The following is a 16,749-nucleotide window of genomic DNA, read 5'->3' as shown; positions in this document are numbered from 1 at the left end:
GCCCGACCGGGCGGGCGGGGCCGACGGCCTCGGGGACGCGTCTCAGCCGAGGATGGCGGCGACCGTCCGCACGGCCTCCGCGTCGCCCTGGACGAGGATCGTGGTGACGGCGGTGGCCTCCCACGCGCGCAGGTCCTCGGCGATCTTCTCGGCCGGGCCGACGAGCGCGATGTCCTCGACGAGGGCCGTCGGCACCGCGGCCACCGCCTCCGCCCGGCGACCCGCCGCGTAGTGGTCCTCGATCTCGTCCGCCGCGTCGGAGTACCCGAGGCGGTCGATCGCGGCGCGGTGGAAGTTGGCGCCCTTGGCGCCCATCCCCCCGATGTAGAGGGAGAGGAACGGCCGCACGGCGTCGGCGGCCCGCTCGACGTCGTCAGCCACGACGACGGGGACCGTGGCGCTGACCTCGAAGTCCGCGACCGCGCTGCGCTCCGGCGCCCGCAGGGCGAAGCCCTCGGCGAGGCGCTCGCGGAACTCCGCGTCCAGGCGCGGCGTGTAGAACAGCGGGAGCCACCCGTCCGCGATCTCGGCCGCGAGCGCGATGTTCTTCGGGCCCTCCGCGGCGAGGTGGATCGGCAGGTCGGCGCGCAGCGGGTGCACGGTCGAGCGCAGCGCCTTGCCGAGCCCGGTCGTCCCCTCCCCGCGCAGCGGCAGCTGGTAGAACTGGCCGTCGTGCTCGACCGGCGCCCCGCGCTCGAGCACCTGACGCACGATGTCGACGTACTCCCGCGTGCGGGCGAGCGGACGCGGGTAGGGCTGGCCGTACCAGCCCTCGACCACCTGAGGGCCCGAGGCGCCCAGGCCCAGGATCGCGCGGCCGCCCGACAGGTGGTCGAGCGTCAGGGCGGCCATCGCCGTGGCGGTGGGCGTGCGCGCGGACATCTGGGCGACGGCGGTCCCCAGCCGGATGCTCCTGGTGCGGCTCCCCCACCACGCGAGCGGGGTGAAGACGTCCGACCCGTACGCCTCGGCCGTCCAGACGGAGTCGACCCCCAGGGCATCGGCCGCCTGGACGGCCTCCTCGATGCCCTCGGGCGGGCCCGCCGACCAGTAGCCGCTGTGGATGCCGATGCGCATGGTTCTCCTCGTCGTCGAGGTCGGGGACCGAGGACGCGGCCCGACAGATGTCTAGGACCCGGGGTTCGGGGTACCGGCACACTCTAGCGTCCCTGCGGCTCGTCCTCCCACGGCTCCCAGCCGGCACGGCGCAGGTCCACCCGCAGCCCGTCCGCGCTCAGCGGGCACCCCTCGGCGCGCAGCTCGTCCAGGGCCCGGTCCAGGTGGTGCCCCGGCGGCGAGCCGGCGGCGTTGACCACCCGCCACCACGGGACGCCGGAACCGGCGCGCGCGAGCACCGTCCCGACCTGCCGCGGACCGCCGCGCCCCAGCACCGCCGCGACCGCCTCCGCGACGACGCCGTAGGTCGTCGCACGACCTCGCGGGACCCGCTCGACCACCGCCAGGACCTCGTCGAGGTACTCCAGGGCACGGTCGGGTGCGGGCCCGTCGTCCGGCGCGCGGCCTGAGGGGGCGGCGGCCGCCCCGGCGGATGAGTCCTCCACGGGACCGACCGTACCGGGAATGCCGTGGCGGCCCACGAGCGAGCGCGGGAGGATCGGCGCATGAGCGAACCCCGACGCGTGCCGGCGACCGACCTGCCCGACGGATACCGGCTCGTCCCGCTCTCCGACGAGCGGCGCGCCGAGGTGCTCGCGGTCGATCAGTGGGCGTTCCCCAGCGGGGACTCCGCCGAGGACTTCGCCTCCGTGGCGCTCCCCGTCACGTGGGACCGCACCTGGGGCGTCGAGGCCGACCGGGAGGACACGGCCGCCGTGCCGGTCGACGGGGCCCTGCCCCGCGTCACCGAGCTCGTCGCGATCAGCTCGTCCTACCCGTTCGCGCACTTCCCGGTACCCGGCGGCCGGCTGGCCGTCGGCGGCCTGACCTGGGTCGGCGTCCACCCCGGGCACCGACGGCGCGGGCTGCTGCGCGCCATGATCGCGGCACACCGGGTGGCGTGCGCCGAGGCCGGCGAGGCGCTCTCGGTCCTCACGGCCTCCGAGGCCACGATCTACGGCCGCTTCGGCTACGGTACGGCGGCCCACAGCGTCCGCGTCACGCTCCCCCGCGGTGCGGCGCTCGCGGACGTCCCCGGTGCCGCGCAGCACACGGTGCGGATCGAGGCGGCCGACCGGGCCCGGCACGAGGAGATCGTCGCCGATCTGCACCGTCGCGGGGGCGCCGCGCACGGCGGGTCCGGCCGCCCCGGGTGGGCGACGCGCGAGTCCCCCGAGCAGATCGCCTGGTACTGGGCGCACGTCCCGGCCTGGCGGGCGGGCAAGGAGCCGTGGCGCGTCCTGATCGTGGAACGCGACGGCGAACCGCGCGGGTACGCGAGGTTCCGCCGCGCCGTCGACTTCGACCCGTCGGGCGCCGTCGGCACCGCGGAGGTGTTCGAGGCCGTGGCCCTCGACGCCGCCGCCTCGCGCGCCCTGTGGGGCGTGCTGCTCGACCTGGACCTGATCAAGGAGGTCACCGTTCCGCGCCTCGCGGTCGACGACCCGCTCCTGACGATGCTGCTCGACCCGCGTCTCGCCCGTCCGGAGCTGGAGGACACGCTCTGGGTGCGGGTGCTCGACGTCGCGGCCGCTCTCGCCGGGCGGCAGTACGCGGCGGACGTCGACGTCGTCCTCGCCGTCAGGGACACGGCTGCTGGGGACACGGCGGCCGGGGACACGGCGGCCGACGACACGGCCCGGCACTGGCACCTGCGCGCGGGCGCCTTCATGCCGGCGACCTGCGAGCGCACCGACCGGCCGGCGGACCTCGACCTGGGCGTCCGGGAGCTCGGGCGCGTCTACCTGGGCGGGACGAGCCTCGCGTCGCTCGGGGCCGCCGGGCTCGTGACCGAGCTGACGCCGGGAGCGCTCGCCCGCACGTCCGTGGCGTTCGGGTGGCCCGTGCCACCCGCGTGCTCGTGGATCTGGTGACCCACCCGGCGGCTCAGACCTGGCAGGACGGGCAGCGGTAGAGCGTGCGACCGGCGAGATCGCTCACCAGCACGGTCGTGCCGCACACGCGGCAGGGAAGACCCTCGCGGTGGTAGACGTAGAACGACTGCTCGCGGGGCACCGCGTCGGGGTCGTCGTCGGTGTTCTGGCGCACGCGGTGCCGCCCGGCGACCCGGTCGTCCCCGCGGTGCTCGGGGCGCGTGGTGACGATCCTGCCCGTGCGCAGGCCCTCCCCCAGCAGCACGACCAGGTCGGCGAACAGAGTGCGCAGCACCTCGGTCGGGACGTCGCGTCCCGGGGTCAGGGGGTCGAGGCCGGCGCGGAAGAGCGCCTCGGCCCGGTAGATGTTGCCGACGCCGGCGACCACGGCCTGGTCCATGAGCTGGACGCCGACGCTCGTGCGCGAGCGACGCACCCGGTCGACGAACGCCGCGACGTCCGCGTCGTCGGTCCCGCCCGCGCGCAGCGGGTCGGGGCCCAGGCGCTGCTCGACGGCTCGCTTGCCCGCCGGGTCGAGGACCTCGCAGGCGGTCGGCCCCGTCAGGTCCGCGACGGCGTGCTCACCGGCCAGCCGCACGCGCACGGCGCCCCGCGGCGGGCCGGGCAGCCAGCCGTCCCCCGCGGCCCCGATCTCGCGACCGGGCTCGCCGCCGACCGACTCGTCCTCGCCGACCCGCCGGCGCGGCGCCCCGATCGCGTGCACGACGGCGGTGCTCCCGTCCCCCGCGAACGTCCAGGCTCCGTAGAGGCCGAGGTGGACGCGCAGCCACCGGCCCGGCTCTCCGGCGCCGGCCGCGCCGTCGGGACCCGTACCGCCGTCGGGACCCGTACCGCCGTCGGGCACGAACCCGAGGAAGAGGTGCTTGCCCCCCGCCTGCGCGTCGACGAGGCGCGCGCCGTCGAGCAGCGCCGCGCCCGCGGCGAACCGGCCCTGCGGGCTGGAGACGGACAGCACCTGGCCGCCGAAGAGCTCCGCGAAGGTGCGGGCGAGTCGGTGGACCGTGTGGCCCTCGGGCACGTCAGGCCGTGCGGCCCGCGGCCGGGCGTGCAGCCTCGTAGTCCGCGAGCTGGTCGATGCGTCGCCGGTGCCGCTCGTCGCCGCTGAACGGCTCGGCGAGGAAGGCGTCGACCAGCGCGGTCGCCTCCTCGGCGGTGTGCTGGCGGGCGCCGACGGCGACCACGTTCGCGTCGTTGTGCTGGCGGGCGAGCGTGGCCGTCGCGGCGTTCCAGGCCAGCGCCGCCCGGACGCCGACGACCTTGTTCGCCGCGATCTGCTCGCCGTTCCCCGAGCCGCCGATCACGACCCCGAGGCTGCCGGGGTCGGCGACGACGCCCTCGCCCGCGGCGATGCAGAACGAGGGGTAGTCGTCGAGGGCGTCGTACGCCTCCGCGCCGTGGTCGACCACGTCGTGGCCGGCCCCCCGCAGGTGGTCGACGAGGTGGGACTTGAGCTCGAAGCCGGCGTGGTCCGCGGCGAGGTGAACGCGCATGGGACCCATCATGCCGCACCCGTCCGTGCCGGTCGCGTGCCGGTCGCGTGCCGGTCGCGTGCCCCTCGCCCGATCAGGTCCAGCGCAGGAAGGGCGTGCCCGCCGCGACCTCGTCCCCCGGCTCCACGAGCCGCTCGATCGACCCCGCGGCGGCGTCCAGCCCGACGACGGGGCAGACCGGGGAGCGCCCCCCGGCCTCGACCTGGGCGGGGTCCCAGCCGACCAGCACCTGGCCGAGGGCCACGTCGTCGCCCTCCGCGGCGTGCAGCGTGAAGCCCGTCCCCTCGAGCTGGACCGTGTTGATCCCGAGGTGCACGAGGACGCCACGGCCGTCCTCGGCCTGGAGCACGAACGCGTGCGCGTGCAGCTTCGCGATGCGGCCCGCGACCGGCGCGAGGACCTCCGAGACCGGACCCCGCACCGGCTCGATCGCGAGTCCCGGCCCGACCAGCTCGGCCGAGAACACCGGGTCGTCGACGTCGGCGAGCGCCACGACGAGGCCGCTCACCGGCGCCAGGACGGTCAACGGTGCGCTCAACGCAGGTCCTCGATGTCCGAGGCGAGCGTGTCGGCCTCGGGGCCGACGATGACCTGCACGACGGTGCCGGACCGGACGACGGCGATCGCGCCCGCCGCCTTGAGCGTCGGCTCGTCGACCTTGGTGCCGTCCTCGACCTCGACGCGCAGGCGCGTGATGCAGGGCTCGATGTCGACGATGTTCGCGTCGCCGCCGAGGCCCCGGAGGATCTGCTCTGCCTTGCTCATGTGGTGCTCCTTGGCTCGTGGCCGCGGGTGCGGCCGGGTGTCTCGTGTCTCGGGTACTTCGGGTGTCTCAGGTTCTCGGCGGTCGGTCGTCGGGGTCGTCGCCGGACATCAGCTCGTCCAGGTCGGTCGCGATGGTGTCGACCTTCGGGCCGACGACGACCTGCACGACCCGCCCGGACAGCATGACCCCGAACGCCCCCGCCGCACGCAGCGCGGCGACGTCGACGAGGCCCGGCTCCCGGACGAGCGACCGCAGCCGCGTCGTGCAGGGCTCGACCTCCTCGATGTTGTCGACGCCGCCGAGCCCGGCCAGGATCGCCGCGGCCTGCTCTGTGCTCTCGGTCTGCATCACACCTCCGTCGTCGTGCCGTCGTGCGCGCCGGCCACGGGCGCGCTCGTGTCGTGCGGGTCCCGGCGGGCGGACCGCCCGCGAGGGACGATCGCCGGCCCGGGCGCCCGCAGCGGGACCCAGACGCTGTAGCGGTCGCTGCGGTAGCTCGCGTGGGAGTACATGCAGGGGCCGGTGTCGCTGAACGTGCGCCGCCGCGCGCGCAGCACGGCGCGAGACCGGCCGAGACCGAGCAGCGACGCCTCCGCGTCGGTCGCGTCCGCGGCCGCGAGCGTCTGCTCACCCCAGACCGGCGCCTGGCCGTGCGCGCGCAGCGCCTCGTAGACGCTCGCCGGCGGCCCGTCGTCGAACAGCGGCGGCACGAGCGCGACGGGGACCCAGACCTGCTCGATGCACATGGGGGCACCGTCCGCGCTGCGGACCCGGTAGAGGAAGTGCACGTCGTCGCCGGGAGCGATCTCCAGCTCGGTCGCCACCTCGGGCGTCGCCGCCACGGTCTGGGAGGCGAGCACGGTCGTCGTCGGCTCCATGCCACGGCGCTGCATCTCCTCGCCGAACGTCGTCAGGCGCAGCTCGAAGTCCATGCGCTGCGGGGCGACGAACGTCCCCCGGCCCTGCACCCGCTCGAGCACGCCCTCGGTGACGAGCGCGGCGACGGCCTGGCGCACCGTCATCCGCGAGACGCCGAACCGCTCGGTGAGCGTGCGCTCCGACGGGATCGCGTCGCCGACCTTGAGCTCGCGCACGACGAGGTTCGTCAGGTAGTCGCGCACGGCGAGGTACTTGTGCGACCCCGACGACACCGCGTCCTGCTGTGCTCGTCCCACTCGAGTGCTGCTCCTTCACGGCCGTCCGGATGTGACCCTTGACACGATGATGAGGTCTAGACCACTCTGTGCGCAACTGGTCCGGACCAGCGGGTCGTGCACCGCCACGACGGCCCAGAATAGCCACGAACACGCGACGAGGAGTGCTTCATGACCGCCACAGCAGTCGAGAGACCACGCCGGGGAATTCCCGGTTTCGCCCAGATGCAGCGCGTCGGCCGTTCGCTGATGCTCCCCATCGCGTCGCTCCCCGCGGCCGCCCTCCTGCTGCGCCTCGGGCAGCCCGACATGCTCGGGGCCGACGGCGTCGCCGCGCACGCCTCCTGGATGCAGCCGGTCGCCGACGTCCTCGCGGCCGCCGGCAACGCGCTGTTCGCGAACCTCGCCCTGCTGTTCGCCGTCGGTGTCGCGGTCGGCTACGCGAAGAAGTCCGACGGGTCGACGGCGCTCGCCGCTGTCATCGGCTACCTCGTCTTCAAGGCCGTCGGCGACGCGCTGTCCCCCCAGACCTGGGTGCTCGGCCCGCCCGCCGAGGGCCAGGACCAGGCGCTCGTCGACTACGGGGTCCTCGGCGGGATCGTCGTCGGCATCGTCACGGCGCTGCTCTACCAGCGCTACTACCGGATCAAGCTGCCCCCGTACCTCGCCTTCTTCGGCGGCCGGCGCTTCGTGCCCATCGTGACGGCGGGGGCCTCGCTGCTGATCGCCGTCGTCGGGGCGTTCGTCTACCCGTACTTCGACACGGTGTTCAACGACAAGATCGGCGGCTGGGTCACCGGCTCGACGATCCTCGGAGCGTTCGTCTTCGGCACGCTGAACCGCCTCCTCGTCCCGCTCGGCCTGCACCACCTGCTCAACTCGCTGCCCTGGTTCCAGTTCGGCTCCTACACCGGCCAGGACGGCACGGTCGCGCACGGCGACATCTTCCGCTTCCTCGCCGGCGACCCGACCGCCGGGACGTTCCTCACCGGCTTCTTCCCGATCATGATGTTCGCGCTGCCCGCCGCGGCCCTCGCGATCATCCACACCGCGAAGCCGGAGAACCGCAAGGTCATCGCCGGCGTCATGGGCTCCGCAGCGCTCGTCTCGATCGTCACCGGCGTCACCGAGCCGCTCGAGTTCTCGTTCGTCTTCGTCGCGTACCCGCTCTACGCGATCCACGCCGTGCTCACCGGCACGTCGCTGGCGCTCGTCAACGCGCTCGGGATCCGCGACGGGTTCGGGTTCTCGGCCGGCATCATCGACTACCTCCTGAACTTCCGGATCGCCGAGATGCCGCTGCTGCTGATCCCCATCGGGCTCGGGTACGCGGTCGTCTACTACGTCCTCTTCCGCTGGGTGATCACCCGCTGGAACCTGCGGACGCCGGGTCGCGAGGACGACCCGTCCGCCGTCGGCCTCGACCCGACCGCGGACCAGGACGCGGACCGGTCCGCCGGTGACGGGACCCGCGGTGCCGCCGCAGCCGGGGACGACGACGCGTCGGTCACGGCGGGCACCCGGGCCGACGGCGGTCCCGGCTCCGCGGGCCCGGAGCCGACCAGGTGAGCGCGCCCCAGGTGCTGCGCGGCGTCGGGGTGAGCCCCGGGCGCCGCGCGGCGGTCGTCGCCCGGATGCCCGACCCGGTGCCCGCGCCGTCCGACCGTCCGCTCCCGTTCGACGCCGACCGGGAGGCGGCCGCCGCGACGATCGACGCCGCGTCCGCCCGCGTCCAGGCCGACCTCGAGCGCGCGTCCGCCGCGACGTCCGGCACGGTCTCCGACATCCTCGGCGTCACCGCCGCCATGGCCGCCGACCCGACGCTCGTGCAGGGCGCCCGGCGCCTCGTGGTCGACGACGGCGAGAGCCCCGCCCGCGCGGTGTGGGACACGGCCGGCGAGATCGCCGAGCGGCTGCGCAGCCTCGGCGGGGACCTCGCGGAGCGCGCCCGGGACGTCGCCGACGTCCGCGACCGCATCGTCGCCGTGCTGACGGACGCCCCGGTGCCAGGGATCCCCGTGCGCGAGGAGCCGTCCGTGCTCGTCGCGCACGACCTGGCACCGGCGGACGCCGCGCTCCTCGACCCGGAGGTCGTCGTGGCCCTGGTGACGAGCGGCGGCGGCCCGACGTCGCACACCGCGATCCTGGCGCGCTCGCTCGGCATCCCCTGCGTCGTGGCGACCCGGGGCGCCGACGACCTCGCCGACGGCGAGCTCGTCGCCGTGGACGGCGCGACCGGCGAGGTGGTCCGCGACCCGGACGAGGCGGCCGTCGCCCGCGCCAACCGGGTCGTGGACCGCCCGACGACGCTGCGCTCCCCCGGCGCCACGAGCGACGGGCACCCGGTGGAGCTGCTCGCCAACGTCGGCGACCCGTCCGGCGCGAGCGCCGCGGCCCGGGCCGGGGCGCAGGGCGTCGGGCTGTTCCGCACGGAGTTCTGCTTCCTCGGGCGCACGAGCGCCCCGGGGATCGACGAGCAGGTCTCGGCCTACCGGACGGTGCTCGCGGCGTTCGCGGGACGCAAGGTCGTGGTGCGCACGCTGGACGCGGGCGCCGACAAGCCGCTGCCCTTCGTGACCGCCCCGCACGAGCCCAACCCGGCGCTCGGCGTCCGCGGGCTGCGGACGGCGGCGGTGCACCCGCAGGTGCTCGAGGACCAGCTCGCGGCGATCGCGCAGGCCGCCGCCGCCGAGTCGGCCGAGGTGTGGGTCATGGCGCCGATGGTCGCGACCCCCGACGAGGCCGAGGCGTTCGTGGCCCGCTGCGCGGAGCACGGGCTGGCGACCGCCGGGGTGATGGTGGAGGTCCCCGCGGCCGCGCTGCGCGCGCGGCACGTGCTCGCCCACGCCGCGTTCGCGAGCATCGGCACGAACGACCTGACGCAGTATGCCCTCGCCGCGGACCGGGAGCTGGCAGGGGTCGCGGAGCTCTCGACGCCGTGGCAGCCCGCGGTGCTGGACCTCGTCGACGCGACCTGCCGCGGGGGCGGCGCGAACGCGCGTCCCGTCGGGGTGTGCGGCGAGGCGGCGGCCGACCCGGCGCTGGCGACCGTGCTCGTCGGGCTGGGCGTCTCGTCGCTCTCGATGACGCCCCGCGCGCTGGTCGACGTCGGCGCGGTGCTCGCCGCGACGAGCCTCGACGAGTGCCGCGCGCTCGCCGCGCTCGCGCTGGCCCAGCCGACCGCCACGGCCGCGCGGGACGCGGTGCGCGCGCGCCTGCCGGTGCTGGAGGAGCTCGGGCTCTGAGACCCGCAGGACGCCGCAGGGGCGCCACCCGTCACGGGTGGCGCCCCTGCGGCGTCGTGCATGCCGGGCGGGCTACGAGGCGGCCGCCCGGGCGAGGAACGCCTCGAGCGCCTCGAGCGACGCGGCCGCGGCGGCCTCGTCCGCGTCCTCGGCGACGGCGAGCTCGACCTCGTCCCCGGCGTTCACGCCGAGGGTCATCACGCCCAGGATCGACGCGGCAGCGACGGGCTCGGCGCCGCCCTTGGCGATGGTGACCGGTGCGGGCTGCTTGCCCGCCTCGGCGACGAAGAGCGCCGCGGGCCGCGCGTGCAGGCCCTCCTCGATGGCGACGACGACCGAGCGCTTCATTGCCCTACCTCTTCCGTGCTGACGACTGCTGACCGGTGCTGACGGGTGCTGACGGGTGCTGATCATTGCTGGGGCCAGCCTAGTGGTCTAGACCAGATCCTGCCAGACCTGCCCGACGTCGGCTGGCTAGGCTGGCGGCATGGAGACCCACGACACCACCACCGCGCTCCGGTCCGGCATCGACCTCGACGCCCTCGACCCCGCCGCACGGCCCCAGGACGACCTCTACCGGCACGTCAACGGCCGGTGGATCGACAGCCACGAGATCCCCGCGGACCGGGCGATCGACGGGGCGTTCCGCGCCCTGCACGACCAGGCCGAGGAGCACGTGCGCGAGATCGTGCGCGACTGCGCGGAAGGGTCCGCGGACGAGTCCGACCCCACCGGCGTCCGCGCCAAGATCGGCGACCTGTTCCAGAGCTTCATGGACACGGCCGCCGTCGAGGCGCTGGGGACCACGCCGATCGCCGCCGACCTGGCGCTCGTGCACGCCGCGACGTCCCAGGCCGAGCTCACTGGCGCCCTCGGCGCCCTGCAGAGCACCGGTGCCGGGGGCGCCGTCTCCTTCTGGGTGGACAACGACGCGAAGGACCCCGAGACGTACGTCGTCTACCTGCACCAGTCGGGCCTGGGCCTGCCGGACGAGGCCTACTACCGCGAGGAGCAGCACGCGGGGCTGCGCGAGGCCTACGTCGCCCACGTCGGTCGCATGCTGGCGCTTGCCGGCGTCGTCGAGCAGGACGCGGCCGCCGGGGCCGCGGAGCGCGTCATGGCGCTCGAGACCGCGCTGGCCGGCCACCACTGGGACGTGGTGCGCGACCGCGACGCGGACCTGACGTACAACCCGACGACGCTGGAGCGGCTCGCCGCCGACGCCCCCGGCTTCGACTGGTGCGCGTGGGCACAGGCGCTCGGAGCGCCCGCCGGTGCGCTCGACCGCCTCGTGGTCCGCGAGCCGGGCTTCGCCACCGGGTTCGCGGAGCTGTGGGGCTCCCTCCCGCTCGAGGACTGGAAGACGTGGGCCGCGTTCCACGTCGTCTCCGCCCGCAGCCCCTACCTGCACGACGCGCTCGTGGAGGCCAACTTCGACTTCTACGGACGCACGCTCTCCGGCGCGCAGGAGGTCCGCGACCGCTGGAAGCGCGGCGTCTCGCTCGTGCAGGGCGCCCTCGGCGAGGCGGTCGGCGAGGTCTACGTGGCCCGCCACTTCCCCCCGTCGCACAAGGAGCGCATGACCGGGCTGGTGGCCCACCTGGTCGAGGCGTACCGGGAGTCCATCACCGGGCTCGACTGGATGACGCAGGAGACCAAGGCCAAGGCGCTCGACAAGCTCGACGCGTTCGTCCCGAAGATCGGCTACCCGGCCCGGTGGCGCGACTACTCGGCGCTCGTGGTGCACGACGACGACCTCGTCGGCAACGTGCGCCGCGCCCACGCGTTCGAGCAGGACCGCGAGCTCGCGAAGATCGGCCGGCCCCTGGACCGCGACGAGTGGTTCATGACGCCGCAGACGGTCAACGCCTACTACAACCCGGGGATGAACGAGATCGTCTTCCCGGCCGCGATCCTGCAGCCCCCCTTCTTCGACCCCGAGGCCGAGGACGCCGTGAACTACGGCGGCATCGGCGCGGTGATCGGCCACGAGATCGGGCACGGGTTCGACGACCAGGGCTCGAAGTACGACGGTACGGGCCGTCTCGAGGACTGGTGGACCGAGTCCGACCGCACCGAGTTCGACAAGCGCACCCGGGCGCTCGTCGACCAGTACGACGCGTTCCGGCCCGCCCAGCTGACCGGCGAGCGCTGGGCCGGCGTGCACGTCAACGGCGCGCTGACGATCGGCGAGAACATCGGTGACCTCGGCGGCCTGTCCATCGCGCTCGCCGCCTACCGGATCGCGCTGGGCGCCCCGCTCGAGGACGCGCCGGAGATCGACGGGCTCACCGGGATCCAGCGCGTGCTGCTCGGCTGGGGACAGGTCTGGCAGTCCAAGGGCCGCGACGAGGAGGTGGCGCGCCGGATCGCGACGGACCCGCACTCCCCCAACGAGTTCCGCTGCAACGGCGTGCTGCGCAACCTCGACGAGTTCTACGCCGCGTACGACGTCGTCCCCGGGGACGCCCTCTACCTCGAGCCGGACCAGCGGGTCCGCATCTGGTGAGCGGCCCGCGTCGGGCCGGGCGTCAGAAGGTCGTGATGCCGGCGCGGGCGACGTTGAAGCCCTTGCCCGTGCCGGTGTCCTGGCAGACCATGCCCGACTCGCCGCTCACGCACTCGAAGTCCCCGGCGGTCTTCTTCTCGCCGTAGTCGAGGGCGGCGACGTCGTCGGAGGCGGCGCTGGGCGTGCCCGACGACGGGACGCACGGCTGGTCGACGCCGTCGGCCGTCACCCGCACGACGTGCCCGACGGTGCCGTCGCAACCGTCGACGGCGTCCGGCTCGGCCGCGAGCGAGGCGATGCCGCACTCCGCACCGTCCGCGGAGACGTGGCAGGTGATGTTGCCGCTCGGCGCGGCGAAGGCCTCGCCGTCGAGCGGCGCGTACGCCGAGCCGTCCTGCGCGCCCTTCGCCGGCGCGGACGAGGGGGCCGCGCTCGCGGACGCGTCCGGCGCGCCGCCGTCGCCCCCGCCCAGCAGCAGGACGCCCAGGACGACCGCGGTCAGCACGAGGAGCACGTCCACGACGATCAGGGTGACCACGGCGGCGCCCAGCGGCGCGCGCCGGGCGGGGCCCGCCGGCCCCGCGGGAGCGGTCCCCGCCGGCGGGGTCGCGGGCGCCGCGCCGGTGGGCACGACGGCGGGAACAGCAGCGGGCGAGCCCACCGGCGCCGTGCCGCCCGGGGCGAGGGGCGCCGGCTGGACCGTCGTCGCCGCCGGGGAACCCTCGGCGGGGCTCGCCGGCGCCGTGGTCCGCGCCGTCACCGGCGCGGTCGTGGAGGTCCAGACGGCGGAGCGAGTCGAACCGAGGGGCTTCGTCGGCCGGGCGACGGGAGGCGCGGAACGACGGACCTGCGCGCCCGCGGCGTCGACGGCGTCCTGTCGCTCGGTCGCGTCGTCCTCGGGCCGTCGCGGCGGCTGCTGCGAGGCCCGCTCGTCGCGGGGCGGGGGCGGCGGGACGGGTGGGGTGCTGCCGGGCATCGACTCTCCTTGCACGGTCCCGGTGGACACGTCGGTAGGAGCGCCAGCATCCCACGACGGCGCGCGCGCGGTCGAAAGGCCCCGACGCCGGCCGACCGCTCGCGCCCCGCGCGGAGCCGTCAGTCGAAGACCGGGCCCTGCGTCCGCGTGCGCTTGAGCTCGAAGAAGCCCGGGGTCCCGGCGACGAGGACCGCGCCGTCCCAGAGCCGACCGGCGGCCTCGCCGCGCGGCGCCGGGGTCACGACGGGGCCGAAGAACGCGGTCCCGTCGAACGCCACCACCGGGGTGCCGACGTCCTCGCCCACGAGGGCGATGCCCTCGGCGTGCGACGCGCGCAGGCGCTCGTCGTACGCGTCGGACGTCGCCGCGTCGACCAGCGACGCCGGCAGCCCGACCTCGGCGAGCGCCTCGGCCAGGATCGCGTCGTGGTCGTCACGGCCGCCCGGGTGGATCCGGGTGCCGATCGCGTCGTAGAGCGGCTTGACGACGTCGTCCCCGTGCTCCGCCTGCGCGGCGACCACGACGCGGACGGGCCCCCACGCGCGGTCCATCATGGCGCGGTACTCGTCGGGCAGGTCACGACCCTCGTTGAGCACCGCGAGGCTCATCACGTGCCAGCGGACGGTGACGTCGCGGACCTTCTCCACCTCGCCCATCCAGCGGCTCGTCATCCACGCCCACGGGCACAGGGGGTCGAACCAGAAGTCGGCCGTCCCGGTCTGCCCGGTAGAGGTGGCGGGGGCTGAGGTGTCGGTCGCGGTCATCGGTGATCTCCTCGGGTCGGGGGACGCCCGGTGGCCGGGCGCGCTCGCTCAGGCCTAACCTCGACGGGGACGGCGGCATTCCGTGGACCGGCCGGTCCACGGCCCGGCCCGGCGGTGGGTATCGTCGGTAGCCGTCCCACCGACCACAGGTGGCGTGACCCCACACCGGTCCGCCGCACCGCAGCACCGACGTGCACGCACGCTTCGTACCGACACGTACGGACGCGCGGGCAACGCCACGACGACCAAGGAGCAGTCCGTGCCCGGAGAGAACCTGACCCGCACCGAGGCGAGCGAGCGCGCGGCACTCGTCGAGGTGCAGTCCTACGACGTCGACCTCGACCTCACGACGGGGCCGACGACGTTCACCTCGACGAGCGTGGTGCGCTTCACCGCCGCCGCGGGTGCCTCGACGTTCGTCGACCTGGTCGCGCCGTCGGTGCGCGAGGTCGTCCTCAACGGGCGTTCCCTGGACCCCGCCACCGTCTTCGCGGACTCCCGCATCGCCCTCGACGGGCTCGAGGCGGACAACGAGCTGCGGGTCGTGGCCGACTGCGCCTACACGAACACCGGCGAGGGCCTGCACCGCTTCGTCGACCCCGCCGACGGCGAGGTGTACCTGTACACCCAGTTCGAGGTGCCCGACTCGCGGCGCATGTTCGCCGTCTTCGAGCAGCCCGACCTCAAGGCGACGTTCGCGTTCACCGTCACCGCGCCGTCGGCCTGGCAGGTCGTCTCGAACCAGCCGACGCCGGAGCCCGTCGCCGCCCGGCACGCGAGCGACCCCGACGTGGCGGCCTCGACGTGGGCGTTCGGCGCCACGCCCCGCATCTCCTCGTACATCACCGCGCTGGTCGCGGGGCCGTACGTCGTCGAGCGCAGCGAGCTCACCAGCTCCGACGGGCGCACGATCCCGCTCGGCGTCTTCGCGCGCGCCTCGATGGCGGAGCACCTCGACGCCGACTACGTCTTCGCGAAGACCCGCGAGGGCTTCACGTTCTACGAGAAGGCCTTCGAGCACCCGTACCCGTTCGACAAGTACGACCAGCTCTTCGTGCCCGAGTACAACATGGGCGCGATGGAGAACGCGGGCTGCGTGACGTTCACCGAGACGTACGTGTTCCGGTCCAAGGTGACCGACGCCGTCAAGGAGCGGCGCGTCGTGACGATCCTGCACGAGCTCGCGCACATGTGGTTCGGCGACCTCGTGACCATGCGCTGGTGGAACGACCTGTGGCTGAACGAGTCGTTCGCCGAGTACGCCTCGACGCTCGCGACCGCGGAGGCCACCGAGTGGACCCAGGCGTGGACGACGTTCACCGCCATGGAGAAGTCCTGGGCCTACCGCCAGGACCAGCTGCCCTCGACGCACCCCGTCGTCGCCACGATCAACGACCTCGACGACGTCCAGGTCAACTTCGACGGGATCACCTACGCCAAGGGCGGCTCCGTCCTCAAGCAGCTCGTCGCCTGGGTCGGCCAGGACGAGTTCCTCGCGGGCGTCGCGGCCTACTTCCGCAAGCACGCGTGGGGCAACACCGAGCTCAAGGACCTGCTCACGGAGCTCGAGGCGACGAGCGGGCGCGAGCTCGGCGAGTGGAGCCGGCTGTGGCTCGAGACCGCGGGCGTCAACACGCTGCGCCCCCAGATCGAGACGGACGACGACGGCCGGATCACCTCCGCCGTGGTGCACCAGTTCGCCCCCGAGGACCACCCGACGATCCGCCCGCACCGGCTCGCGATCGGCTGCTACGAGCTGACCGGGCCCGACGGCGCCCGCCGGCTCGAGCGGACCCGCCGCGTCGAGATCGACGTCGACGGGCCGAGCACGGAGGTCCCGGAGCTGCTCGGGGCAACCCGCCCCGACCTGCTGCTGATCAACGACGACGACCTCGCGTACGCGAAGATCCGGCTCGACGACGACTCGATGCGCGCGGCGCTCGCCCACCTCGGCGACATCACCGACCCGCTGGCGCGCTCCTTGGTCTGGGGCGCCGCGTGGGACGCGACGCGCGACGGCGAGACGCCGGCGAGCGACTACGTGCGCCTCGTCCTGGCGAACATCGGCCGGGAGACCGAGTCGACCACCGTCCGCACGACGCTGAGCCAGCTGGCCCTCGCGGTCCGCTCGTACGTCGCGCCCGAGCGGCGCGGGGCGCTCCTGCCGGTCGTCGGCGACGGGCTGTGGGCGCTGGCGCAGGCGGCGGAGGCCGGCTCGGACGCCCAGTTCCAGCTCGTCAAGTACTTCGCGCACCTGGCGTCCACGCAGGAGCACGGCGACACCCTCGCCGGCCTGCTCGACGGGTCCGTCGCGCTGGCGGGCCTGGAGATCGACACCGACCTGCGGTGGGAGGTGCTCGAGGGCCTCGTCCTCGTCGGCCGCGCCGGGCAGGCGGAGATCGACGCCATGCTCGAGACCGACCGCACCGCCAACGGGAACCAGTCCGCCGCGCGCGCGACGGCGACGATCCCGACGACCGACGGCAAGCGGGCCGCGTTCGCGCGGCTCGTGGAGGCCGACGACGCACCGAACGCGATCGTCCGCGCGACGGCGGCCGGCTTCGGGCACGTGAACGACCCGTCGGTCCTGGAGCCGCTCGTCGAGCCCTACCTCGCGGCGCTGCTGCGGGTCTGGGAGTCGCGCAGCTACCACATCGCGGAGACCGTCATCGAGGGCCTTTACCCCGCGGCGCTCGCGAGCGAGGGCCTGCGGGACGCGACGCGGTCCTGGCTCGACGCGAACGCCGGGGCGTCCCCGGCGCTGCGCCGGATGGTCGTCGAGTCGCTGGCCGGCACCGAGCGAGCGCTCGCCGCCCAGGCCGCGGACGTCTGAG

At 74.7% G+C, this 16,749-nt stretch carries 16 protein-coding genes; 5 read left to right on the top strand and 11 right to left on the bottom strand.

Features of this window, described 5'->3' with window-relative positions; all coding sequences use genetic code 11:
- Positions 1-42: 42 nt before the first annotated feature.
- Positions 43-1,077 (bottom strand): LLM class F420-dependent oxidoreductase, encoded by a 1,035-nt coding sequence (locus EDF32_RS05300; protein ID WP_123307468.1) that lies wholly within the window; start codon positions 1,075-1,077, stop codon positions 43-45.
- Between the two features lie 83 nt (positions 1,078-1,160).
- Positions 1,161-1,562, bottom strand: coding sequence for an MGMT family protein (locus tag EDF32_RS05295; RefSeq protein ID WP_370449918.1), 402 nt, complete (start codon positions 1,560-1,562; stop codon positions 1,161-1,163).
- Positions 1,563-1,622: 60 nt separating this feature from the next.
- Between EDF32_RS05295 and EDF32_RS05290 the strand changes: the two genes are divergently transcribed.
- Positions 1,623-2,990 (top strand): GNAT family N-acetyltransferase, encoded by a 1,368-nt coding sequence (locus EDF32_RS05290; RefSeq protein ID WP_123307467.1) that lies wholly within the window; start codon positions 1,623-1,625, stop codon positions 2,988-2,990.
- 13 nt (positions 2,991-3,003) lie between these two features.
- On the opposite strand, the gene EDF32_RS05285 is transcribed toward EDF32_RS05290, so the two are convergent.
- The 6 genes from EDF32_RS05285 to EDF32_RS05260 form a co-directional block, all read right to left on the bottom strand.
- Positions 3,004-4,029, bottom strand: coding sequence for an Fpg/Nei family DNA glycosylase (locus tag EDF32_RS05285; RefSeq protein WP_123307466.1), 1,026 nt, complete (start codon positions 4,027-4,029; stop codon positions 3,004-3,006).
- Between the two features lies 1 nt (position 4,030).
- Positions 4,031-4,501: a ribose-5-phosphate isomerase gene (locus EDF32_RS05280; protein ID WP_123307661.1), complete on the bottom strand. Its 471-nt coding sequence runs from the start codon at positions 4,499-4,501 to the stop codon at positions 4,031-4,033.
- A gap of 73 nt (positions 4,502-4,574) precedes the next feature.
- Positions 4,575-5,039, bottom strand: a complete 465-nt coding sequence (locus EDF32_RS05275; protein WP_199734822.1) for a PTS glucose transporter subunit IIA — start codon at positions 5,037-5,039, stop codon at positions 4,575-4,577.
- Entirely contained in the window at positions 5,036-5,266 is a 231-nt protein-coding gene (locus tag EDF32_RS05270) for a PTS transporter subunit EIIB (RefSeq protein ID WP_123307464.1), read from the bottom strand. The genes EDF32_RS05275 and EDF32_RS05270 overlap by 4 nt, the downstream gene beginning before the upstream one ends.
- 67 nt (positions 5,267-5,333) lie before the next feature.
- Entirely contained in the window at positions 5,334-5,615 is a 282-nt protein-coding gene (locus EDF32_RS05265) for a PTS transporter subunit EIIB (RefSeq protein ID WP_123307660.1), read from the bottom strand.
- The gene (locus EDF32_RS05260) at positions 5,615-6,442 is read right to left on the bottom strand and encodes a GntR family transcriptional regulator (RefSeq protein WP_123307463.1); all 828 of its coding nucleotides are present in this window, start codon (positions 6,440-6,442) and stop codon (positions 5,615-5,617) included. Before EDF32_RS05260 ends, EDF32_RS05265 begins: the two co-directional genes overlap by 1 nt.
- Before the next feature lie 150 nt (positions 6,443-6,592).
- Between EDF32_RS05260 and EDF32_RS05255 the strand changes: the two genes are divergently transcribed.
- Both EDF32_RS05255 and ptsP read left to right on the top strand, forming a co-directional pair.
- Positions 6,593-7,990, top strand: coding sequence for a PTS transporter subunit EIIC (locus EDF32_RS05255; RefSeq protein ID WP_123307462.1), 1,398 nt, complete (start codon positions 6,593-6,595; stop codon positions 7,988-7,990).
- Positions 7,987-9,666, top strand: coding sequence for a phosphoenolpyruvate--protein phosphotransferase (gene ptsP, locus EDF32_RS05250; protein WP_123307461.1), 1,680 nt, complete (start codon positions 7,987-7,989; stop codon positions 9,664-9,666). Before EDF32_RS05255 ends, ptsP begins: the two co-directional genes overlap by 4 nt.
- Positions 9,667-9,738: 72 nt before the next feature.
- Here the strand turns inward: ptsP and EDF32_RS05245 are convergent, their stop codons facing one another.
- Complete coding sequence (locus EDF32_RS05245) at positions 9,739-10,014, bottom strand: HPr family phosphocarrier protein (protein WP_123307460.1); 276 nt, start codon at positions 10,012-10,014, stop codon at positions 9,739-9,741.
- A 139-nt stretch (positions 10,015-10,153) separates the two neighbouring features.
- Here EDF32_RS05245 and EDF32_RS05240 point away from each other — a divergent pair, with 139 nt between their 5' ends.
- Positions 10,154-12,175: a M13 family metallopeptidase gene (locus tag EDF32_RS05240; RefSeq protein ID WP_123307459.1), complete on the top strand. Its 2,022-nt coding sequence runs from the start codon at positions 10,154-10,156 to the stop codon at positions 12,173-12,175.
- Between the two features lie 22 nt (positions 12,176-12,197).
- On the opposite strand, the gene EDF32_RS14545 is transcribed toward EDF32_RS05240, so the two are convergent.
- Together EDF32_RS14545 and EDF32_RS05230 are read right to left on the bottom strand one after the other, a co-directional pair.
- Entirely contained in the window at positions 12,198-13,151 is a 954-nt protein-coding gene (locus tag EDF32_RS14545; protein WP_158614058.1) for a hypothetical protein, read from the bottom strand.
- A 119-nt stretch (positions 13,152-13,270) separates the two neighbouring features.
- A complete protein-coding gene (locus tag EDF32_RS05230) occupies positions 13,271-13,915 on the bottom strand; it encodes a DsbA family protein (RefSeq protein WP_123307458.1) in 645 nt (214 codons plus the stop codon).
- A gap of 259 nt (positions 13,916-14,174) precedes the next feature.
- Here EDF32_RS05230 and pepN point away from each other — a divergent pair, with 259 nt between their 5' ends.
- Entirely contained in the window at positions 14,175-16,748 is a 2,574-nt protein-coding gene (gene pepN, locus EDF32_RS05225) for an aminopeptidase N (protein WP_123307457.1), read from the top strand.
- The last annotated feature ends 1 nt before the right edge of the window (position 16,749 follow it).

The organism is Cellulomonas sp. PhB143, from assembly GCF_003752595.1.
Classification (GTDB): Bacteria; Actinomycetota; Actinomycetes; order Actinomycetales; family Cellulomonadaceae; genus Paraoerskovia.
This window is presented reverse-complemented; position numbering and strand designations above follow the sequence as displayed.